Origin of the sequence: Aeromonas sp. R2-4 (assembly GCF_040908365.1) — a bacterium.
Classification (GTDB): domain Bacteria; phylum Pseudomonadota; class Gammaproteobacteria; order Enterobacterales; family Aeromonadaceae; genus Aeromonas; species Aeromonas veronii.
In genome coordinates, this window is the sequence record NZ_JBFODO010000023.1 from 38432 (window position 1) to 60862 (window position 22431).

Here is a 22431-nt window from a genome sequence, read left to right on the forward strand (position 1 = left end):
ACCTTTATACCAGAGAGTGTGCGCAGAGTCACACTGCACGAAGTGAGAAAAACGTTTGTCCGCTGTGAGCCAGATCCCTATAATACGCGCGTCTCAATTCCCCCCCACTTTAAAACTTGGTGAGAAAGGTCATATGGATATCTTGCGTGGTGCCCCAGCACTGTCTGATTTTCGTGTCCAAAAACTGCTGCAACGCTTCGCACAGATGAGAAACGAGAGTGGAGTAGAGAGCGGAGTAGAGATAGAGGATGTCTATGCCGAATACGTGCACTTTGCCGAGCTGACAAGCCCCCTCTCTCCCCCCGAGCGAGCGACCTTGGGCCAGCTCTTGCGCTACGGCCCGACCATCCCCGAACACACCCCCAGCGGTCAGCTGTTTCTTGTTACCCCCCGCCCCGGCACTATCTCCCCCTGGTCTTCCAAAGCAACCGACATCGCCCACAACTGCGGCCTGAAACAGGTCAAGCGGCTGGAGCGTGGTATTGCCTATTACCTGACCATCAAGGGGCAGGGTGAGTTGAGTGCCGCCCAGCGCAGCGCCATTGCTGCCGTGCTCCATGATCGGATGATGGAAGTGGTGTTTGCCGAGATGAGTGAAGCTGCTGCCCTGTTTGCTCACCACGAGCCGCGCCCCTTCACCCAGGTGGATGTGCTGGGCGGTGGTCGCGCAGCCCTGGCCGAAGCCAACGTAGCGCTCGGTCTGGCGCTGGCCGATGACGAAATCGACTATCTGGTAGAGAACTTCACCAAGCTGGGTCGCAACCCCAACGACATCGAGCTCTACATGTTCGCCCAGGCGAACTCCGAACACTGCCGTCACAAGATCTTCAATGCCGACTGGACCATCGATGGCGAACAGCAGCCCAAGTCGCTGTTCAAGATGATCAAGAACACCTTCGAGCAGACGCCGGATCATGTCCTCTCTGCCTATAAAGACAACGCCGCCGTGATGGAAGGGAGCCAGGGTGGCCGCTTCTTCCCGAGCCCGGCCAGCGGCGAGTACCAGTATCATCAGGAGCAGGTCGACATCCTGATGAAGGTGGAGACCCACAACCACCCGACCGCCATTTCCCCGTTCCCGGGGGCTGCTACCGGCTCAGGCGGCGAGATCCGCGACGAGGGTGCCACCGGTCGCGGTGCCAAGCCCAAGGCGGGTCTGGTCGGTTTCTCCGTCTCCAACCTGCGCATTCCCGGCTTCGAGCAGCCCTGGGAGCAGGATTTCGGCAAGCCGAGCCGCATTGTCAGCGCCTTTGACATCATGCAAGAGGGGCCGCTCGGCGGCGCCGCGTTTAACAACGAGTTCGGCCGTCCGGCCATTCTCGGCTACTTCCGTACCTTCGAAGAGGAGGTGCCGAGCCACAACGGCGTCGAGGTGCGTGGCTACCACAAGCCCATCATGCTGGCAGGCGGTATCGGCAACATCCGCACCGAACATGTCCAGAAAGGGGAGATCCCGGTCGGCGCGGCACTGATCGTGCTGGGTGGCCCGGCGATGAACATCGGTCTGGGCGGTGGTGCCGCATCCTCCATGGCCTCCGGCCAGTCGGCCGAAGATCTCGACTTTGCCTCGGTGCAGCGTGACAACCCCGAGATGGAGCGCCGTTGCCAGGAGGTGATCGATCGCTGCTGGCAGCTGGGTGACGACAACCCTATCGTCTTTATCCACGATGTGGGGGCGGGTGGTCTCTCCAACGCCATGCCGGAGCTGGTCAACGACGGTGAGCGTGGCGGTCGCTTCGATCTGCGCGCCATCCAGAGCGACGAGCCTGGCATGAGCCCGCTGGAGATCTGGTGTAACGAATCCCAGGAGCGTTACGTCCTGGCGGTAGCGCAGGACAAGCTGCCGCTGTTCAAGGCCCTGTGCGAGCGCGAGCGCGCACCCTATGCCGTGATCGGTACCGCGACCGAAGAGAAGCATCTGACCCTTTCTGACGACCACTTTGACAATCAGCCCATCGATCTGCCGCTGGACGTGCTGCTCGGCAAGGCGCCCAAGATGCACCGTGACGTGGTGACCCTCCCAGCACAGGGCAAAGCGCTCCAGCTCGATGGCATCACTTTGAGTGACGCGGCCGAGCGGGTACTGCGCCTGCCGACCGTGGCGGAGAAGTCCTTCCTTATCACCATCGGCGATCGCAGCGTGACCGGTCTGGTCAATCGCGACCAGATGGTTGGTCCCTGGCAGATCCCGGTGGCCGATTGCGCCGTCACCGCTGCCACCTACGACAGCTATCACGGCGAAGCCATGTCGATGGGCGAGCGCACCCCGGTCGCGCTGCTCTCCCACGCCGCCTCCGCTCGCATGGCGGTGGCGGAAGCGCTCACCAACCTGGCGCCGGCCCACATCGGGTCGCTGAAGCGGGTCAAGCTCTCCGCCAACTGGATGGCCGCTGCCGGTCACCCGGGGGAAGATGCCGGTCTCTATGAGGCGGTCAAAGCGGTGGGCGAGGAGCTCTGCCCAGCCCTTGGCATCACCATTCCTGTGGGCAAGGACTCCATGTCCATGAAGACCCGCTGGCAGCAGGATGGCAAGGAGCACAGCGTCACCTCGCCGCTCTCCCTGCTCATCTCCGCTTTTGCCCGGGTCGAGGATGTGCGCAACACGGTTACTCCGCAACTGCGTACCGATCTCGGTGAAACCGACCTTATCCTCGTCGACCTTGGCAATGGCAAGCAGCGCCTCGGCGCCTCGGCGTTGGCGCAGGTCTATCGCCAGCTGGGTGACAAGGCGCCGGATCTCGACAATCCGGTCCAGCTCAAGGGCTTCTTCAACGCCATTCAGGCGCTGGTGGCCGATCGCAAACTGATCGCCTACCACGACCGCTCCGACGGTGGCCTGTTCGTTACCCTGATCGAAATGGCGTTTGCCGGCCACTGCGGCCTCGACATCCAGCTCGATCGCATCGGCGGCGAGCTGCTGCCGGCGCTGTTCAATGAAGAGCTGGGCGCCGTCATTCAGGTACGCCGTGAAGACAAAGAGGCGGTGATGACCCTGCTGGCCGGTCACGGTCTGGCGGCCTGCTCCCATGTGCTCGGTACCGTGCGCGAAGGGGATCTCATTACCCTGCAGCGGGGCGGTCAGGAGGTCTATCGTGCCAGCCGTACCGCCCTTCGCACCATCTGGGGCGAGACCAGCTGGCAGATGCAGCGCCTGCGCGACAACCCCGAGTGCGCCGACAGTGAGCACGCGGCCCGTCAGGACGCCACCGATCCGGGTCTGCATGCCAAGCTGACTTACAACCCGTCCGAGGATGTGGCTGCACCTTACATTGCCCGCGGGGTCTCCCCCCGCCTGGCGGTGTTGCGCGAGCAGGGGGTCAACTCCCACGTGGAGATGGCGGCGGCGTTCGATCGTGCCGGTTTCGCGGCGGTCGATGTCCATATGAGCGACATTCTCTCCGGTCGCATCAAGCTGGAGGAGTTCCAGACCCTGGTGGCCTGCGGCGGTTTCTCCTACGGTGACGTGCTGGGGGCGGGGGAAGGCTGGGCCAAGTCCATCCTGTTCAACGACAACGCCCGCGAGCAGTTCCAGCGCTTCTTCGAGCGCGGCGATACCCTCTCTCTGGGTGTCTGCAACGGTTGCCAGATGATGTCCAACCTGCGGGATCTCATCCCGGGTGCCGATCTCTGGCCGCGCTTTGTGCGCAACCGCTCCGAGCGCTTCGAGGCCCGCTTCAGTCTGGTTGAGGTGCAGGAGTCCCCATCGGCCTTCTTCGCCGGCATGGCAGGCTCGGTGATGCCCATTGCCGTTTCCCACGGGGAAGGGCGTGTCGAGGTGCGCGATGCCGCTCACCTGAGCGCACTGCAGCAGAGCGGTCTGGTAGGGCTGCGCTTTGTCGACAACCGCGGCAGCGTGACCGAGCAGTACCCGGCCAACCCGAATGGCTCGCCGGATGGTATCACCGCCGTGACCACCACCGACGGCCGCGCCACCATCATGATGCCGCACCCGGAGCGGGTGTTCCGCACCGTGGCCAACTCCTGGCACCCCGACAACTGGGGCGAGGACGGCGCCTGGATGCGGATGTTCCGCAACGCCCGGGTTCGTCTGGGTTAATAGAGACAGCGCCAGCGCATAAAAACAGAAACCGGCCAATTGGCCGGTTTTTTTATCCGTGTCGTTACGGCTTGCCGAGCGGTTGGGGGATAAAGTCTCCCCGGTCGAGGATCCGCAGACAGGCATCCACCACATCCGCATCGAGCTGATGGCCGCGCATCTGGATGATCTGCTCACGGGCCTGGGGAATGCCGAGGGCGGCGCGATAGGGGCGATCCGAGGACATGGATTCGACGATATCGGCGACGGTGAGGATGCGGGCCTCCAGCAGGATCTCATCTCCCTTGAGCCCCTGCGGATAGCCGGAGCCATCGAGATACTCGTGGTGCTGGTGGATCATCCGGGCGATGGGCCAGGGGAAGTCGATATCCTTGAGCACCAGATAGCCGATGGCGGGGTGCTCCTTGACCAGCTCAAACTCCAGTGGCGTGAGGCGTTCCGGTTTGGTGAGAATTTCGGCCGGTACCTGGATCTTGCCGATATCGTGCACCATGGCGCCCAGATAGATCCCCCGCAGCCGCTTCTCTTCCAGCCTGAGCTCCCGGCCGATGGCTTGGGCCAGCTTGGCCACATGTTTCTGATGGCCAGCGGTATAGGGATCGCGCTGCTCCAGCACGGCGGCGATGGCACCCAGCGCATCTTCCAGTGCCAGCTCCAGCTGGCGGGCATGGAAGATCTTCTCCTGTTGCGAGCGCAGATAAGCCTGCTGGGTATGGCGTGCCTGCAGGCCATAGGTGAGGTAGTCGGTCAGCTGGATGAAGAGCTGCTCCTCCTCCTGGCTGAACAACCGTGGCTGGTCGCTGTGAATGATCAGCGTACCGGCCTGATCCTCCTGCAGTGGCAAGGGGATCAGTAGACGGGAGCGCAACGGGTGGCGGCCGGTATGGGGCCGCTCGTGGAAGATCACCTGATTGAGGCGCCGCTGGTGGAGGATGGCCTGGGTGAGGGCCTCATCGTTCAACCACAGCGTTTGTTCCGAGGCATCGGCACTGCCTGCCTGCGCCACGATCCTCGGCGGTTGGGCGAGTTCGGGCTGGCCTTGCAGCACTGCCACCAGCGGAAAACGGTCATCGACGGCGATGGCATCGCAGATATCCTGCAGCAGTTGCGGCTCATCGCCCGGTTTGAGCAGGGCGTGGTGGGCGCGGCTGATCGCCTGCTGGGTCCAGCTGTACTGTTGCAGTTTCTCCTGCTGCCACTTCTGCTCGGTAATGTCTTCGAAGAAGACGCCGACCCCCACGATACTCCCCGCCTCATCACGCAGGGGAAACTTGGTGGTGCTGAGCCAGCGGGCTTCTCCCCCCTTCAGATAGGGCTCTTCGATGTGCTGGTGTATTCCCTCGCGCATGACTCTGGCGTCATCCTCCCGATAGCGTTGTACCAGTTCGGGGGGAAAGAAGTCGCAGTCATTCTTGCCCACCAGTGCCTCTGGTGAGAGGGCGAGATCCGCCGCCAGCAGGCGGTTGCCCGCGATGTAGCTGAATCGGGTGTCTTTGAGCAGCACCCGATAGGGAAGCTGATCCATCACCTGGGTCAGCAACAGCGCCGAGGAGGGGAGTGCATCGGTCAGTGGGTGGGGGAGTGCACAGGAGGTGAGGAGTTCGGACATCTTATCCCGCCTTGTCTGCAAGTTGACTGATGGGAGGACCGAAGTGGTAGCCGGTCTGCCAGAGCACGATACAGCTGTTGACCACTTTTTCATCGTAATGGATCCCGGCATAGCGGGTCAGTTCGGCAAAGGCGTCACTCAGGGGCATGGCCCGGCGGAACGGGCGATGGGAGGTCATGGCGATCAGCGAGTCGGCCACCCGGATAATGCGCGCCTCCAGGGTAATGGCGTTGCCCGCCAGCCCCTGTGGATAGCCGCTGCCATCGAGGTTTTCGTGGTGCTGCAGCACTATGGTGGCGATGGGCCAGGGGAAGTCGATCTGTTTGAGAATATCGTGGCCGGCCTGGGGGTGCTGCTTGATCAGTTCGAACTCCACCGGGCGCAATTCACGTGGGCGGGTGATGATCTCGGTGGGGATCTGCAGCAGGCCGATATTGTGCACCATGGCCGCCAGTCCCAGCGCATCCAGCCGCTCTTGCCGCAGTTGCATGGCCTGCCCGATGGCCAGTGCCAAATCGCGCACCCTCAGCTCATGGCCCGCACTGTTGCGATCCTTGTGGCTGATGGCGCTGGCGAGGGCTCTGATGGTCTGGAACAGCAGGTCACGCTGGTGGCGCTCGCTCTCCTTGAGGCGGGTGATGTCGACCAGGGTGCCGATGATGCCGGCAACCATCCCCTGATGGTCATAGAAGAGATCCTTGAAACAGATGACCTGATAGCGCATGCCATTGCGGTCATGCAACTGCTGTTCGATGCACTGGGGCTGGCGACTTCGCAGCAACTCGGCTTCCCGCATGCTGTAGGCCTCGGCAAGCCCGACTGGCAGCAGCTCCTCGACCCGTCGACCCAGCAGCGCCTCCTTGCCGATGCCGATCACCTGATTGAAGGCCTGGTTGCAGCCCAGAAACCGCCCTTCGATATCTTTGTAGAACACCGGGATCGGGATAGCCTTGAGCAGGGATTCGTTGAAGTGTTTCAGATCCTTCAGTTCGGCCTGCTGACGCAGGGCGAGCAGCTCGCTGTCCTTGCAGAGGGAAATGGCGCGGGCCAGGTTGCCGAGCACCGGGCTGAACAGATGGCAGACCGGTACGATCTGCTGATGTGGCTGGGGGGTGAGCAGCAAGATGAGATAACCCCCTTCAACCTTGAGCCGATAGGCAAAGTGGTAGGGGCGGCTGCCCGGCAGGGGGAGCGTCTGTTGCAGCAGGCAGTGCTCCTCCTCGCTGACCCACCCAGGCAGTGGCAGGGTGGTGCCGGTGTGCTGGCGCAGCTGCTCGTCGCCGATCACCTTGAGCAGCTTGTATCCCTCCTGTTGCTGCTGCAATACCGCGCCAACCGGCGTGGCGCAGTGATGCATAAAACGTTGTAGTACCTTGGTGAGCAGCGCATCCAGCGTGACTTCACGCCCGATGCAGAGCGCCAGATCGCAGACGATGGCCATGGCGTGGTCGTTGTTCATATCAATGTCCCGTTACAGAGAATGGCGCCGTTATGAAATTGGGGGTAATCCCCGTGGCGCACGCTGCCAATTTCGCCAAGGGAGAGGGCTCCTGCCAGATCGCCGGCCCCCGAGTGGGTCAGCAGGGTGTGCAGTTCGGTCACCGTCTGCTGGTCGAAGTGCAGCTGGCGTCCTGCGCAGTAGTAGACCTCCAACAAGTGTGCCCGGGTGAGGGTTTGTTGCTGGTTGAGGCGCCTGGCCAGTGAGCAGGCATGTTCGGTGGCACTCTCTGGCGCCTTCAGCAGGGTGAGGATGCTGTGCTCTGCGACCTCGCCGGCGCAGAGCAGGGCGCCGTCATCGTTTGCCTCGACGGGGATCCTGACAATTACATCCCCGTTGGCCCGCAGCAGGCCCAGTGGCATGTGCACCACGAAACGGTAGAGCTCCTCGCGCACCATAGTGTGCTGGAATTGCTGGCTGATCAGCCCCTGATATTTTTGAAAGGCCGGTTGCCAGTCGATGTAGGCAATCTTGTTCGCTTCACTGCTGGTGGCCAGCATTGGTTGGGCCGAGAGTTGGTAACCATGTTCCAGAAAGGGAAAGCTGTTGCTGGGCAGCAGCGTGCAGGTGACCCCGTAGGCAAGTTGCCGTTGATTGTCGAACAGGCAGGCAAGGGGGGTGAAGCTGCCGCTGCCTGCGTTGGCGCCGGCATAGTTGACGCGATTGGCCAGTTGCAGATAAAGCGCATCCAGAATGGAGGCGATATTGGGAATGAGGTTGTCGAAGGTCAGAAACAGGGTTGGTGGCGGCGAAGGGGTTGGCCAGGTGGCCAGCATGTTCTCCACCTGTTCCGCAATCCGGTGGGCAAGGGATACTGCGCTGGCCTGCGGTGTCAGGGGCAGCAGTGTGGCGTGATAGGGGTTGGCTCTGGGCAGTAGCCAGGCACCCTGTGGCAACAATCCTTGCGCACCGATCAGCTGGGGGAAGATGGCGCCATTCAGGGTGATGTTGAAGTCGCGGCACAACTGCTGCAACAGGGGAACCTGCGCGCAATCCTGTTCGGCCAGCAGTATGGTCAGCTTGCCTCCTTGCAAGGGTGCCAGCGTGGCGGCCAGTTCTGTCGGGTTAAATTGGCAAACGTAGTGTTGCTTCATCAATCTGAACTCCATTCCAGAATGTAACCAATATATCAATAAGGAATTCAAGAGGGTATGAGGATCTCGCCCGGTTCTGGTTGTATGGCAAAAACCATGATGGGTATCACCCTCGATGACTGATCTGTCATTTGCTGGCTCGCGGAATGCGTGATGCTGTCGGGCCGGAAATAGAAAACCGGCAGCCAAGGCTGCCGGTTTTGCGGGTAATGAGGGGTAGTAACGGTAAAGGTTACTGCAATACCACGTGCTGGAACCCTTGTACCAGGCTGATGACCGGCTGGGGATAGAGCCCCAGCAACACCACCAGCGCTGCAGAGAGCAGCACTACCACACCACCGGAGGAGAGTGCCCAGTCGGCGCTGGCATCGCGCTGCTGCATACCCGGTTCGCGCAGATAGAGGGTCACCATCACCTTGAGGTAGTAGTAGAGACCCAGTGCGCTGCCGAGCACGATGGCACCGGAGAGCCACCAGAGCTGCGCCTCGACGGTGACGCCGATGAGGTAGAACTTGCCGATAAAGCCGAGGGTCATCGGGATGCCCGCGAGTGACAACATCATCACCGTCAGTACGGCAGTCAGATAGGGGCGCTTCCAGAACAGACCACGATAGCTGTGCAGGGAGTCGGCATCCTTGCCGCGATAGGGGCTCGACATCATGCTCACCACCCCAAAGGCACCCAGGCTGGTGAACAGATACATCAGCAGGTAGACCCCGGCTGCTTCCACCGGCATCTGGCCGAATCGGCTCGCCACGATCACCGCCAGCAGGTAACCGAAGTGGGAGATGGAGGAGTAACCCAGCATCCGTTTGACGTTGGTCTGCACCAGCGCCAGCAGGTTGCCGACCAGGATGGAGATGACCGCCATGGCGGCCAGCAGCCAGTGGATCATGGGATCGCTCGCCGCCGGTACCGCCAGATAGAAGCGCAGCAGCACGGCAAAGACCGCCACCTTGCTGACGGTGGCGAGGAAGGTGGCCACCGGTGCCGGGGCACCTTCGTAGACATCCGGGGTCCAGAGGTGGAAGGGGGCCAGCGACAATTTAAAGGCAAAGCCAACCAGCATTAACCCCAAACCGCCCATCAGCAGCGGGTGGTGAGCAGGGCTCTCGGCCAGGGTCTGCCCCAGGGCGGCAAAGCTCAGGCTGCCTGCCTGTGCATAGAGCAGCGCCATGCCAAACAGCAGGAAGGCGGTGGCGGCGGCAGAGAGCACCATGTATTTCACCGCGGCTTCTAGCGAGTGGCGCTCGCGGTAGGCGTAGCCCACCAGACCGAACATTGGCAGGGTCAGCATCTCGATCCCGATGAAGAGGGAGGCGAGGTGGCGGGAGCAAGCCAGCACCAGACCACCGGCCGTGGCGATCAGCAGCAGCAGGAAGAACTCTTCCCGGTTATCCGGGTAGGCTTTCAGCCACGACTGGCCGAAGGTACAGGTTGCCAGCGCACCAATCAGCACCAATCCCATGTAGAAGACGGCATAGCCATCGACTTGCAGCAGCGGGGTGACCCCCTGATCCCCTTGCGCCATCACGATGGGCAGCGAGAACAGAGCAAGGTTGAGGCCAACAATGGTCACGGTAAAGGCGGTGGTGACACAGCGGCGCCAGGCGATGGCCAGCATCAGGGCCGCCATGGCCCCGGTGGTCAACAGCAGGGGAAGCAGTGCCAGCAGTTGGGAAGCGGAGAAAGTCATTGCAGAGCTCCAGCAGTCGGCAGCAGATACCAGTGCAGCACGTTGATAAGGCTGCTGCTGGCGGTGTCAATCACGGGTTGGGGATAGAGGCCAAGCAGAACCAGCAGGCCCGCGATCACCATCATCATGGTCAGCTCGCGGCGATCCAGCCCCTTGAGCATGCTCTCATCCTTGGCGGGGCCAAAGCAGGCACGCTGCAACATGATGAGAGAGTAGACCGAGGCCAGCACCAGACCGAAGGTGGCGACCGCCGTGATGACAGGGGCAACCTGGAAGCTGCCGACCAGGATCAGGAACTCGCCGACAAAGTTGCCGGTGCCCGGCATGCCGAGCGACGCTACCGAGAAGAAGAGCATCACGCCGGGCAGATAGCGCAGGCGTCCCCACAGGCCGCCCATCTGGCGCAGATCCCGGGTGTGCAACCGCTCGTAGAGCTGACCGCAGAGGATAAAGAGGCCGGCAGCCGAGAGACCGTGGGCGATCATCTGCACCACGGCGCCCTGCAGGGCCAGCTCGCTACCCGAGTAGATGGCGATCATCACAAAACCCATGTGGGAGATGCTGGTGTAGGCTACCAGCCGTTTGATGTCGGTCTGGGCAAAGGCCACGATGGCACCGTAGACGATACCGATCAGGCCAAGCACCATGGCGTAGGGGGCAAACTCGGCGGACGCCTCGGGGAACAGCGGTAAGGCAAAGCGCAGCAGACCGTAGGCGGCGGTTTTGAGCAAAATACCGGCGAGATCCACCGAACCTGCGGTCGGCGCCTGACTGTGGGCATCCGGCAGCCAGCCGTGCAGCGGTACCAGCGGCATCTTGACCGCGAAGGCGATAAAGAAGCCCAGCATCAGCAGCCACTGAACGCCCTTGCTCATCGGGGTATTGAGCAGCTCCAGATAGTTGAAGGTGAAGACTCCGGTGGCATGCTGGTGGGTCAGCACCAGCCCGATGATGGCCACCAGCATGATAAGGCCGCTCACCTGGGTGTAGATGAAGAACTTGGTTGCGGCGTTGATCCGTGATTTGCCGTCAGTGACCGAGTGGCCCCAGAGCGCAATCAGGAAGTACATGGGAACCAGCATCATCTCCCAGAAAAAGAAGAAGAGGAACAGGTCCAGCGCCATAAAGACCCCGAGCACGCCGCCCAGGATCCAGAGCAGGTTGAGGTGGAAGAAGCCGATGCGCTGTACGATCTCTTTCCACGAACAGAGAATGGCCAGTACCCCGATAAAGCAGGTGAGGATCACCATCAAGAGCGACAGGCCATCCACCGCCAGATGCAAAGAGATGCCGAAGCGGGGGATCCACGGCAGGCGCCACTCGGCGGCCCAGGCGGAGGCAGCACCAGAGACGCCCGCGCTGTCGAGGCCGGTCGTGGCAAGGGAGAAATCACCACTTAGCCAGATGGCACAGGATAGCAACAAGCTGGCGCTCATGGAGAGCAGGGCAACCCAGCGGACAAACTGCCCGCCGAGACGCTCCATCTGCCAGCAGAGCAAGCCGCCGATAAAAGGAATTAGCAAGATCCAGAGTAAGGTCACGGTATCAGCTCTCGTTCAAGTTCATATGAGATTGCGCTCCCTGTTCCATCAGGGAGAGCAAACAGCCTGGCTGTATGATTGTCCGGTTGTTCATCGCGTTACCCCAGCAGCAACAGCGCCAGCACTAGCACGGCGCCGATCCCCATGGAGGCGGCATACCAGCGCAACTTGCCGGTCACGGTCCAGGCCAGCAGCTGGTTGCCACGCAGGGCAAGCCAGGCGGGCAGGCCCATCATCCAGTCCAGCGGATCCTGCCCGACCAGACGGGTCGCCAGCAGATAGGGTTTGACCCACAGCTGGTCATAGAGCCAGTCAAAGCCCCAAGCGTTGAACCAGAGGGTGCTGAGCAGGCGGCCCGGCGCGCTGTTGGCAATGGAGGTGGCCAGACGGCGCTCACCAAGGAACAGAAACGCGGCCAGCGCAATGCCGGCAATGGCGATGATGCCGGAGGCTACCTCCAGTGCATGGCGACCCTCTTCGATATGGTCCCCCGGGCCTGCGGGTAGTACACCTGCCAGTGGCGGGGTGATCAGCGCGCCGATGCCGGTGGAGAGCACCAGCAATACCAGCAGCGGCAGATGGTGAGCCAGACCGTGGCCCGCATGGGCTTTGGTCTGCTCTTTGCCATGGAAGGCGATGAAGATCAGCCGGAAGGTATAGAGCGAGGTGAGGAATGCCCCCGCCAGACCGGCCCACAGTAGCGCGCTTTGGCCAGAGGCCTCTACTTGCCACAGGATGGCGTCCTTACTGTAGAAACCGGAGGTGACCAGCGGCAGCGCGGCCAGCGCCGAGCCCCCCACCAGGAAGCAGGCATAGACCAGCGGCAGACTCTTGCGCAGCCCGCCCATCTTGAAGATGTTCTGCTCATGGTGGCAGGCAACGATAACGGCACCGGCGGAGAGGAACAGCAGCGCCTTGAAGAAGGCGTGGGTCATCAGGTGGAAGATGGCCCCTTCCCATGCGCCGACACCCAGTGCCAGAAACATGTAGCCAATCTGGCTCATGGTGGAGTAGGCGAGGATCCGCTTGATATCGGTCTGAACCAGCGCGGCAAAGCCTGCCAGCACCAGGGTGATGGCGCCAACCAGCCCGACCAGATGGAGGATCTCTGGCGCCAGCAGGAACAGGCCGTGGGTACGGGCAATCAGGTAGACACCGGCGGTCACCATGGTGGCGGCGTGGATCAGCGCGGAGACGGGCGTCGGGCCTGCCATCGCATCCGCTAGCCAGGTTTGCAGCGGCAGCTGTGCCGATTTGCCGACCGCGCCGCCCAAGAGCATCAGGCAGGCCAGCGACAGGGCAGGGGAGCCCTCGGCAAACAGGGTCGGGGCACGAACCAGCAGCTCGTGGATATTGAGGGTGCCCAGTTCCCGATAAAGGATAAACAGGCCGATGGCGAGGAAGACATCACCCACCCGGGTCACGACAAATGCCTTGAGGGCCGCCGCTCCGTTCTTGCGATCCTTGTAGTAGAAGCCGATCAGCAGATAGCTGCACAGCCCCACCCCTTCCCAGCCGAGGTAGACAAACAGCAGGTCATCGGCCAGCACCAGAAACAGCATGCTGGCGATAAAGAGGTTGGTGTAGGTGAAGAAGCGGGAGTAACCCTCTTCCCCTCGCATATACCAGGAGGCGAACAGGTGGATAAAGAAACCCACCCCGGTCACCACCCCCAGCATGGTCAGCGACAGGCCATCCAGTGCCAGCGAGAAGCTCGGTGTAAAGTTGCCCACCGCCATCCATTGCCACAGGCGCTGGACATAGACGCCCCCCTCGGGCGGGTTGCCCAGAAAGTCGATGCCCACCCACAGGGTAGTGAGGGCCGACAGGCCAATGGAGCCTACCCCGATCAGCGCCGAGGTACGCTCACCAAACCGGCCGAGGGAGAAGGCCAACACCAGCCATCCCAGCAGCGGAAATAGAAAAGTCAGATATAAGAGGCTCATCCGCGCATCTCGCTCACAGTGTCCACGTTCAGGGTGTGGTAACGACGATAGAGCAGCAGTAACAGGGCAAGGCCGATACTGGCCTCCGCTGCCGCCAGAGAAATCACCAGGATATACATGATCTGGCCATCGGCCTGGGCCCAGCGGCTACCCGCCACCACAAACGCCAGTGCCGAGGCATTCATCATGATCTCGATACTCATCAGGATGTAGAGCAGGTTGCGGCGGATCAGCAGACCGCACAAGCCGATGCAGAAGAGCACCGCGGCCAGCAGGAGGCCGTGCTCCATAGGGATTCCATTCATTGCTGACCTCCTTCTTGTGCAGAGCGGGAAGCAGAGCGCGGGACGGAGAGCACTTCACCGCTCTTCTCTTCCCGACCCAGGTGATAGGCGGTTACCAGACCCGCCAGCAGCAGGATGGAGGCAAGCTCCACCGCCAGCACATAGGGGCCAAAGAGCTCGACACCCACCTGCTTGGCGGTCACCTCGGTCACTCCGATCAGGCCCCCGCTCACCCCGAGAATGCCGTGGGCCAGAAAGCCCAACAGGATCAGCGAGAGCAGGGCTGGGCCCCCCCAGGTCATGGGGGTGAGCCACTTTTTCTCCTGTGCCTGGGCACTCCCCAGGTTCAGCATCATCACCACGAACACGAACAGCACCATGATGGCGCCGGCGTAGACGATCACCTGCAGGGCGCCCGCAAAGGCGGCACCCAGGCAGAAGAAGATCATGGCCACGGCGATGAGGGAGATGATGAGATTGAGCAGCGCATGCATGGGATTGCTGGTACTGATCACCCGCAGCGTGCTGTAAATGGCCACCAGGGCCGAGGCATAAAATGCCAGTTCCATGATTGACTCCTCAGGGCAGCAGGCTCTTGACATCGATGGGCTTGGCTTCGTTTTCGGCATCCCCTTTCGGCTTGCCGTCGATGGCCATCCCGCTCATGCGATAGAAGTTGTAGTCCGGGAATTTGCCGGGCCCGCTGATCAGCAGATCTTCCTTCTCGTACACCAGATCCTGGCGGCGATACTCACCCATCTCGAAATCCGGTGTCAGCTGGATGGCGGTGGTAGGGCAAGCCTCTTCACACAGGCCGCAGAAGATGCAGCGAGAGAAGTTGATGCGAAAGAACTCCGGATACCAGCGACCATCTTCCCGCTCGGATTTTTGCAGCGAGATGCAGCCGACCGGGCAGGCAACTGCGCAGAGGTTGCAGGCCACGCAGCGCTCGTCCCCGTCGGGGTCACGGGTCAGCACGATGCGACCGCGGTAGCGGGGGGCGGCATAGACTGCCTGCTCCGGATAGTTGAGGGTTTCACGGGGCCGCCAGGCATGGGAGAAGACCATGGCCAGACTGCGTAACTGGGTGCCGACACCCTGAATAATGCTAACAATTTTCATATTGAGTGCCTCACTGCGTACTTATCAGTACAACTGCCGCGGTGACCAGCATATTGATCAGGGTCAGCGGCAAGCAGACTTTCCAGCCAAACGACATCACCTGGTCAAAGCGCGGGCGAGGCAGGGAGGCCCGCAGCAGGATGAAGAACACCATGAAACAGGCGGTCTTCAGGGCAAACCAGATGAAGGGGGGCAGCCAGGGGCCGTGCCAGCCACCGAAGAAGAGGGTCACGATGAGCGAGGAGATCAGCACGATGCCGATATATTCGCCCACGAAGAAGAGACCCCACTTCATCCCCGCATACTCGATGTGATAGCCATCGGCGAGCTCCTGCTCGGCTTCCGGCTGATCGAACGGGTGACGGTGGGTGACGGCGACACCGGCAAACAGGAAGGTGACAAAGCCCAAAATCTGGGGCACCACGTTCCACAAGTCTGCCTGTGCCTCGACGATATCCCGCAGGTTGAAACTGCCGGTCTGGATCACAATCCCCATCAGGGATAGCCCGAGAAACACCTCGTAGGAGAGGGTCTGGGCCGAGGCGCGCAAGCTGCCGAGCAATGAGTATTTGTTGTTGCTCGACCAGCCGGCGAACAGCACCGCATAGACCGCCAGCCCCGCGATGGCCAGGATGTAGAGCAGCCCCACATTGAGATCCGCCACGCCCCAGGTGGGGGTGATGGGCACCACCGCAAACGCCAGAATAAAGGCAGTGAAGGCGATGATGGGGGCCAGGATAAAGATCCGCCGATCAGCGAACGGCGGGATCCAGTCCTCCTTGAAGAACATCTTGATCATGTCGGCGGCCAGCTGGAGCAGACCAAACGGCCCCACCCGGTTGGGGCCGTAGCGATCCTGCCACAGGGCCAGCAGACGGCGCTCGATGAAGCTCATGAAGGCGCCAGCCCCTACGATCCCCACCAGCACAATCAGTGCCTTGCCCACCTCCAGCAACAGATCGATCAGCGACTCGCTCATGCGATCACCTCCTGCAGGTTAGTGATTGAGGCTTGTTGCAGGGCCGTCGGCAGGCCGTTCACCCCAAGGGGAAGCCCCACCAGACCGGCGCTCAGCTGCTCGCTAAGCCGCAGACGCAGTTGCCAGTGGCTACCGCCCCAGGAGAAGGAGACCTGACTGCCCCCGTGGAGGGCCAGACGCTGCGCATCAAGGGCATTGAGTACCAGCTCGGGTTCGTTCATCCGGGCTTGAATGACCGGGCTGCGAGCGGAGAGCTCCTCGCCGCCAAACAGCTGGGCATAATTGACCACTTGCAGCGCCTCTGCGGCCTTGAAGGGGGCGGGGATGGTGGTGAACCAGCCGAGCAGCTCCTTGCCTTCTGCCTGCGGGTCTGTTGCTTCCAGCAGACGGCGACCCGGATCGCCAGCACGCAGTTTGCCACCCACTTCATCCTGGAACTTGTTCCAGGCGGAGGGAGAGTTCCAGCCCGGTGCCCAGGCGAACGGTACTTGCGGCAGCGGCTGACGGGCTCCGGCATACCCTTCCATGGAGAAGTTGAAGGGGGAGTCGGGATCTTGCGCTACCCGTGGCTCGCTGACGTTCTGATCCGCCAGCATGGAGGTGCGACCACTGTAGCGGTGTGGCTCACGGGCCAGCCGCATGCCACGGATCCGCAAGCCTGCGTTGGGCGCCGCTTCCAGCATGGTAGCGAGCAGCGGATTGCTGGTGGCGCAGTCATGATTGACCTGGTCGAAGTTCTGCCAGCGCAGCGGCTTGCGTTCTATCGCCCCTTGCAGCGCCGCCAGCCAGCGCCACCCTTCACGCACCTGAATATCGGCGTTGTAGAAGGCGGGCGCATAGACCTGGAAGAAGCGCTGGGCGCGTCCTTCCATATTGACCAAGGTGCCATCGGCTTCGGCAAAACTGGCCGCTGGCAGCACCAGATCAGCCTTGTTGGCGGTCGGGGTCGCCTGATGGTCGATGACCAGCAGGTGCTGCAGCCGTGCCAGCGCAGCATCCACCCGGTTGCGTGGCGCGCGGCGGTAGAGATCGTTCTCCAGAGTGACCAGCGCCAACCCCTCTTCTGACTCGATACGCGCAAGGGCGGCTTCGAGTGGCTTGTCTGACAAGGTTTGAGCGCCCAGCATGGCCAGACCCAGCGAGTTGGCCTCCTGGCTAACCAGCGCGATGCTGGCTTCCAGACCACGTCCTTTCAGGGCGCGGGCAATGTTGCTGGCCGCCTCAAGCAGCGCCACATCGCGGGCAGTGGAGCCTGCAATGATGAGCGGCTTCTTGGCGTTGCCGAGCAGCTCGGCCCAGCGAGTCGCTTGTGCCTGCTGCTCGGGGCCGAGATCGGTCACGGCCGGTGCTACTGGGTCGAGCAGGTTGGCGATGGCAAAGCCAAGGCGCGCCTGATCGGCATAGGGGGCGTGCAGCTTGTCGGCCGCCACATCATCAAGACGGGTGGTGTCGAGGCTGGTGATGAGCAGCGGGTAGCGCTCGTTCTGACCCAGGGTCTGAACGGCGGCGACTTGCCACAGATCGACCTTCATCTTGCGGGCCAGCTCGCGAGCCTTGCCCTTGACGGCTTGGCGCAGCGCCAACGCGATACGGGCGGCGCTCATGGTGACATCTTCGCCGAGCACCAGAATGGCGTCAGCCTCTTCCATGTCCCGCAGGCTCGGAGTCGGCACGCCGCCCTGTTGCAGGATCTGCAGCATCTTCAGCTGACAGGCCCATTCGGCCTGCTCGACGCCTGCGTAGAAGTTGTCTTCACCCACCAGCTCGCGCAGGGCAAAGTTGCTCTCGAGCGACGCGCGGGGCGATCCGATGCCGATGAGGTCGCTGGCACTACGCAGGGCATCGGCGGCGCGGTTGAGGGCGCCATCGACTGTGATGGTCAGCTGGTCGTTGCCATCTTTGAGCAGCGGTTGGCGCGGGCGATCCGCCCGATTGACGTAGCCATAGCCAAAGCGGCCACGGTCACAAAGGAAGTAGTGGTTGACGCTGCCGTGGAAGCGGTTTTCGATGCGGCGCAGCTCGCCATAACGCTCACCCGGGCTGATGTTGCAGCCCACGGAACATTGCTGGCAGATGCTGGGGGCAAACTGCATGTCCCACTTGCGGTTGTAACGCTCGGAGTGGGTCTTGTCAGTGAAGACGCCGGTGGGGCAGACCTCCACCAGGTTGCCGGAAAATTCGCTCTCCAGGGTGCCATCCTCGACCCGCCCGAAATAGACGTTGTCGTGGGCACCGTAGACCCCGAGATCCTCGCCACCGGCATAATCCTTGTAGTAACGGACGCAGCGGTAGCAGGCGATGCAGCGGTTCATCTCGTGACCGATGAAGGGGCCCAGCTCCTGATTCTGGTGGGTGCGCTTGGTAAAGCGGTAGCGACGGCTGTTGTGGCCGGTCATCACCGTCATGTCCTGCAGGTGGCAGGCGCCGCCCTCTTCACACACCGGACAGTCGTGGGGGTGGTTGGTCATCAGCCACTCCACCACGCTTTTGCGAAACTCTTTTGCCTCTTCATCCTCGATGGCGATATAGCTGCCATCGGTGGCCGGGGTCATGCAGGACATGACCAGACGACCGCGTTTGTCATCGGCATTCTGATACTGTTTGACCGCACACTGGCGGCAGGCGCCAACGCTACCCAGCGCCGGGTGCCAGCAGAAATAGGGGACGTCCAGACCCAGCGACAGACAGGCTTGCAGCAGGTTATCTGCTCCGTCTACCTCGTACTCTTTGCCGTCTACATAAATGGTTGCCATACAACTTCCCTGAAACCTGTTTTGTGAAATCTGTGGTGTCGTTACCAGCGCTCGCCCAGCAGATTGGGCTGGATCCCTTTGACCGGCTTGCGGTTGTCGCCGCTGCCTTTGATCCCGGCCTCGAATTCGGAGCGGAAATATTTGATGGCGCTGGCCAGCGGCTCGACGGCGCCCGGTGCGTGGGCGCAGAAGGTCTTGCCCGGGCCAAGGAAACCGCAGAGTTGCTCCAGGGTCGCCAGATCGCCGGATTGCCCTTCGCCACGTTCCAGTGCCCGCAGCAGCTTGACGCTCCAGGGCAGGCCGTCGCGGCAGGGCGTGCACCAGCCACACGACTCGCGGGCGAAGAACTCCTCCATGTTGCGCAGCAGGGAGACCATGCTGATGGAGTCATCCACCGCCATGGCGAGGCCAGTCCCCATCCGGGTACCTACCTTGCCGATACCGGCGGTATACATCTGGGCATCGAGGTGCTCTGGCAGCAGGAAGCCGGTGCCCGCGCCGCCCGGTTGCCAGGCTTTCAGGCGATAGCCGCTCTTCATCCCGCCGGCGTAATTTTCAAACAGCTCGCGGGCGGTGATGCCAAAGGGCAGCTCCCAGACCCCGGGGTTGTTCACCTTGCCGGAGAAGCCCATCAGCTTGGTGCCGTGATCTTCCGAGCCCGGCAGCGCCAGAGCGTGATACCAGGCGACTCCGTTGCCGATAATGGCGGGCACGTTGCAGAGGGTTTCTACGTTGTTGACGCAGGTGGGTTTGCCCCAGACGCCGGAAACGGCGGGGAAGGGGGGCTTGGCGCGCGGGTTGGCGCGGCGCCCTTCCAGCGAGTTGATCAGCGCCGTCTCTTCACCACAGATGTAGCGACCGGCGCCGGTGTGGACGAACAGCTCGAAGTCAAAACCGGATCCCAGAATGTTTTTGCCTAGCAGACCGGCGGCCTTGGCCTCTTCCACCGCGCGGCGCAGGTGGATGGCGGCATCAACGTATTCGCCGCGCAGGAAGATATAGCCGCGATAGGCCTTGAGCGCCCGGGCACTGATGATCATCCCCTCGATCAGCAGATGGGGCAGTTGCTCCATCAGCAGGCGATCTTTCCAGGTGTTGGGCTCCATCTCGTCGGCGTTGCAGAGCAGGTAACGGATGTTCATGCTCTCGTCTTTGGGCATCAGCCCCCACTTCACACCAGTGGGGAAGCCCGCACCGCCGCGCCCCTTGAGGCCGGCATCCTTGACGGTACTGACAATCTCGTCCGGGCTCATCTGGCCGAGCGCCTTACGGGCGGCTTCATAGCCCTGTTTGGCCTGATACTCCTCCAGCCACACCGGCTGGCCGTCATCCCGCAGCCGCCAGGTGAGCGGGTGGGTCTCGGGGGCTCGCGGGGTGCGATTGGGGGTGCCAAGAGAGGCGAGGATCTTGTTTTGCGGCAGGCTCATGGGTAAGCCTCCAGCGTTTTCAGCAAGGTCACCGGATCGAGGCCGCCATAGGTGTCGTCATCGATCATGATGGCTGGCCCCTTGTCGCAGTTGCCAAGGCAGCAGACCGGCAGCAGGGTGAAGCGGCCATCCGGGGTAGTTTGACCGGGGCCGAGGTTCATCACCTCCTTGAGACCGGCCATCAGCTCTTCATGGCCATTGATGTAGCAGACCATGCTGTCGCAGACGCGGATGATGTGACGCCCTACCGGCTGGCGGAAGATCTGGCTATAGAAGGTGGCGACCCCCTCCACGTCGCTGGCGGGAATGCCGAGCTCGGCCGCGATGGCGTGAATGGCACCGTCGGGTACCCAGCCTCTGGCCTGCTGCACGATCTTGAGCGCTTCGATGCTGGCGGCGCGGGGATCTTCGTAGTGGTGTTTCTCGTGTTCGATGGCATCGCGTTCAGCCTGGCTCAGAACGAAGTCGTCCTGTTTGCTGCTGCATGCCCCTTGCCCCTGTGGGGTCTGATTATTGTGACACTGACATTGCTGGCTCATGACTTGACCTTTGGTGGCTTGTCCTTTTACTGCTCGTCCGGCGATCCCGATTCCCGGCCAGGGCCGGGAGGGCGGATCACTTAACGGTCCACATCCGACATAACGAAATCGATACTGCCCAGATAGACGATGAGGTCCGACACCATGCTGCCCTTGATCACCGAGGGGATCTGCTGCAGGTGAGCAAAGCTCGGGGTGCGGATCCGGGTCCGGTAGCTCATGGTCGAGCCGTCACTGGTCAGGTAGTAACTGTTGACCCCCTTGGTCGCCTCAATCATCTGGAACGACTCGGCAGCGGGCATCACCGGGCCCCAAGACACTTGCAGGAAGTGGTTGATCAGGGTCTCGATGTGCTGCAGGGTTCGCTCTTTGGGCGGCGGGGTGGTGAGGGGGTGATCCGCCTTGAAGGGGCCCTCCGGCATGTTCTTCATGCACTGCTCGATGATCGACATGCTCTGGCGGATCTCCTCGATCCGCACGGTGGCTCTGTCGTAGGCATCGCCATTGCTGCCGACCGGCACTTCAAAGTCGAACTGATCGTAACCGGAGTAGGGGCGCCACTTGCGCACGTCGAAGTTGAGGCCGGTGGCGCGCAATCCGGCCCCCGTGGTGCCCCAGGACAACGCCTGCTCGGTGGTGTAGGCAGAGACGCCTATGGTTCGACCGCGCAGAATGCTGTTGCGCATCGCGGCTTTCTCGTAATCCATCAAGCGCTTGGGCAACCAGCTCAACAGGTTGTCCTGCACCAGCCGCTGCCATCCCTTCGGCAAGTCGTGGGCCACACCGCCGATGCGGAACCAGGCCGGGTGCATGCGGGCACCGGTGATCGCTTCAATGATGGTGTAGATCTTCTGCCGGTCGGTGAAGGTGAAGAAGACCGGGGTCATGGCCCCCACGTCCTGGATATAGGTTCCGAGGAACAAGAGGTGGCTCTGGATGCGAAACAGCTCCGCCATCATCACCCGGATCATGTCGACCCGCTGCGGCACCTTGATGCCGGCCAGCTTCTCGACCGCCAGCACATAGGGGAGGTTGTTCATTACCCCGCCCAGATACTCGACCCGGTCGGTATAGGGAATGTAACTATGCCAGGATTGGCGCTCGCCCATCTTCTCGGCACCACGATGGTGGTAGCCGATGTCGGGCACGCAGTTGCGGATCTCCTCGCCATCGAGCTGCAACACCAACCGGAAGGCACCGTGGGCAGAGGGGTGGTTGGGGCCGAGGTTGAGGAACATGTAGTCCTCGTTCTCGTTGCCGCGGGCCAGGCCCCACTCTTCCGGTTTGAACAGCAGGTTCTCCTGCTCCATGTCCTGTTTGGCGGCATCGAGCATGAAGGGATCGAATTCGGTGGCGCGCGCGGGGTAATCCTTGCGCAGCGGGTGACCCTGCCAGCTCTTGGGCATCATGATGCGGGTCAGATGGGGGTGGCCATCGAAGGTGATGCCCATCAGATCCCACACTTCCCGCTCGTACCAGTTGGCATTGGGGAAGTGGTTGGTGATGGTGGGCAGATGCAGGTCACTTTCGGCCAGCGCCACTTTCAACATCACATCGGCGTTACGGTCGATGGAGATGAGGTGATAGAAGACGGTGAAATCGCTCTGGGGCAGACCGTCGCGATGGCTGCGCAGCCGCTCGTCGGTGGCGCTGAGATCAAACAGCATCACAAACGGGGAGGGCACCTTGCGCAAAAAGCCCATCACATCCTGCAGCAGTTCGCGGGGAAGCCAGACCACCGGCACGCCGGTGCGCGTGGTCTGCACGGTGAAGTGCTCGGCCCCGAAGTGGGCAAACAGTTCGCCAATGACTTTGGCATCCTTGTGGTCGCTGGGCTGCCACTGGGCCATGGCGTAATTGCTGGGAAAATCACGAGTCAGTTTCAT

The 22431-nt window shown here is 62.0% G+C and carries 15 protein-coding genes; 1 reads left to right on the forward strand and 14 read right to left on the reverse strand.

Translation table 11 applies throughout. The annotated features are described in order from the left end of the window. The first annotated feature begins 133 nt into the window (after nucleotides 1–133). Nucleotides 134–4057, forward strand: coding sequence for a phosphoribosylformylglycinamidine synthase (purL, locus tag AB5Z05_RS11770; RefSeq protein ID WP_201941780.1), 3924 nt, complete (start codon nucleotides 134–136; stop codon nucleotides 4055–4057). A gap of 64 nt (nucleotides 4058–4121) precedes the next feature. Here purL and AB5Z05_RS11775 read toward each other — a convergent pair whose 3' ends face one another. From AB5Z05_RS11775 to nuoC, 14 genes are all read right to left on the reverse strand, one after another. Continuing rightward, nucleotides 4122–5666, reverse strand: coding sequence for an HD domain-containing phosphohydrolase (locus tag AB5Z05_RS11775; RefSeq protein ID WP_320545984.1), 1545 nt, complete (start codon nucleotides 5664–5666; stop codon nucleotides 4122–4124). Nucleotide 5667: 1 nt separating this feature from the next. Beyond that, nucleotides 5668–7125 carry an HD-GYP domain-containing protein gene (locus AB5Z05_RS11780; RefSeq protein ID WP_111899609.1) on the reverse strand — a complete coding sequence of 486 codons (1458 nt, stop codon included), beginning with the start codon at nucleotides 7123–7125 and terminating at the stop codon, nucleotides 5668–5670. Then, nucleotides 7122–8258 (reverse strand): FIST signal transduction protein, encoded by a 1137-nt coding sequence (locus AB5Z05_RS11785; RefSeq protein WP_236380545.1) that lies wholly within the window; start codon nucleotides 8256–8258, stop codon nucleotides 7122–7124. The genes AB5Z05_RS11780 and AB5Z05_RS11785 overlap by 4 nt, the downstream gene beginning before the upstream one ends. A gap of 232 nt (nucleotides 8259–8490) precedes the next feature. Next, the gene (gene nuoN / locus AB5Z05_RS11790; RefSeq protein WP_368151615.1) at nucleotides 8491–9954 is read right to left on the reverse strand and encodes an NADH-quinone oxidoreductase subunit NuoN; all 1464 of its coding nucleotides are present in this window, start codon (nucleotides 9952–9954) and stop codon (nucleotides 8491–8493) included. After that, nucleotides 9951–11495: an NADH-quinone oxidoreductase subunit M gene (gene nuoM, locus AB5Z05_RS11795; protein WP_005337249.1), complete on the reverse strand. Its 1545-nt coding sequence runs from the start codon at nucleotides 11493–11495 to the stop codon at nucleotides 9951–9953. Before nuoM ends, nuoN begins: the two co-directional genes overlap by 4 nt. Before the next feature lie 98 nt (nucleotides 11496–11593). After that, complete coding sequence (nuoL, locus tag AB5Z05_RS11800) at nucleotides 11594–13441, reverse strand: NADH-quinone oxidoreductase subunit L (RefSeq protein ID WP_201986163.1); 1848 nt, start codon at nucleotides 13439–13441, stop codon at nucleotides 11594–11596. Further along, complete coding sequence (gene nuoK / locus AB5Z05_RS11805; protein ID WP_005337247.1) at nucleotides 13438–13746, reverse strand: NADH-quinone oxidoreductase subunit NuoK; 309 nt, start codon at nucleotides 13744–13746, stop codon at nucleotides 13438–13440. The genes nuoL and nuoK overlap by 4 nt, the downstream gene beginning before the upstream one ends. Further along, the gene (nuoJ, locus tag AB5Z05_RS11810) at nucleotides 13743–14294 is read right to left on the reverse strand and encodes an NADH-quinone oxidoreductase subunit J (protein ID WP_219264682.1); all 552 of its coding nucleotides are present in this window, start codon (nucleotides 14292–14294) and stop codon (nucleotides 13743–13745) included. The genes nuoK and nuoJ overlap by 4 nt, the downstream gene beginning before the upstream one ends. A gap of 10 nt (nucleotides 14295–14304) precedes the next feature. Beyond that, the gene (gene nuoI / locus AB5Z05_RS11815; protein ID WP_368151618.1) at nucleotides 14305–14847 is read right to left on the reverse strand and encodes an NADH-quinone oxidoreductase subunit NuoI; all 543 of its coding nucleotides are present in this window, start codon (nucleotides 14845–14847) and stop codon (nucleotides 14305–14307) included. Between the two features lie 10 nt (nucleotides 14848–14857). Continuing rightward, on the reverse strand, nucleotides 14858–15826 hold the full coding sequence (gene nuoH, locus AB5Z05_RS11820; RefSeq protein WP_005337244.1) for an NADH-quinone oxidoreductase subunit NuoH: 969 nt from the start codon (nucleotides 15824–15826) through the stop codon (nucleotides 14858–14860). Next, nucleotides 15823–18579, reverse strand: a complete 2757-nt coding sequence (nuoG, locus tag AB5Z05_RS11825) for an NADH-quinone oxidoreductase subunit NuoG (RefSeq protein ID WP_368151621.1) — start codon at nucleotides 18577–18579, stop codon at nucleotides 15823–15825. Before nuoG ends, nuoH begins: the two co-directional genes overlap by 4 nt. Nucleotides 18580–18620: 41 nt before the next feature. Further along, nucleotides 18621–20006 carry an NADH-quinone oxidoreductase subunit NuoF gene (gene nuoF, locus AB5Z05_RS11830; RefSeq protein ID WP_201986166.1) on the reverse strand — a complete coding sequence of 462 codons (1386 nt, stop codon included), beginning with the start codon at nucleotides 20004–20006 and terminating at the stop codon, nucleotides 18621–18623. Beyond that, entirely contained in the window at nucleotides 20003–20545 is a 543-nt protein-coding gene (gene nuoE, locus AB5Z05_RS11835) for an NADH-quinone oxidoreductase subunit NuoE (RefSeq protein WP_005344912.1), read from the reverse strand. Before nuoE ends, nuoF begins: the two co-directional genes overlap by 4 nt. Nucleotides 20546–20625: 80 nt before the next feature. Next, nucleotides 20626–22431, reverse strand: coding sequence for an NADH-quinone oxidoreductase subunit C/D (gene nuoC, locus AB5Z05_RS11840; RefSeq protein ID WP_040067274.1), 1806 nt, complete (start codon nucleotides 22429–22431; stop codon nucleotides 20626–20628).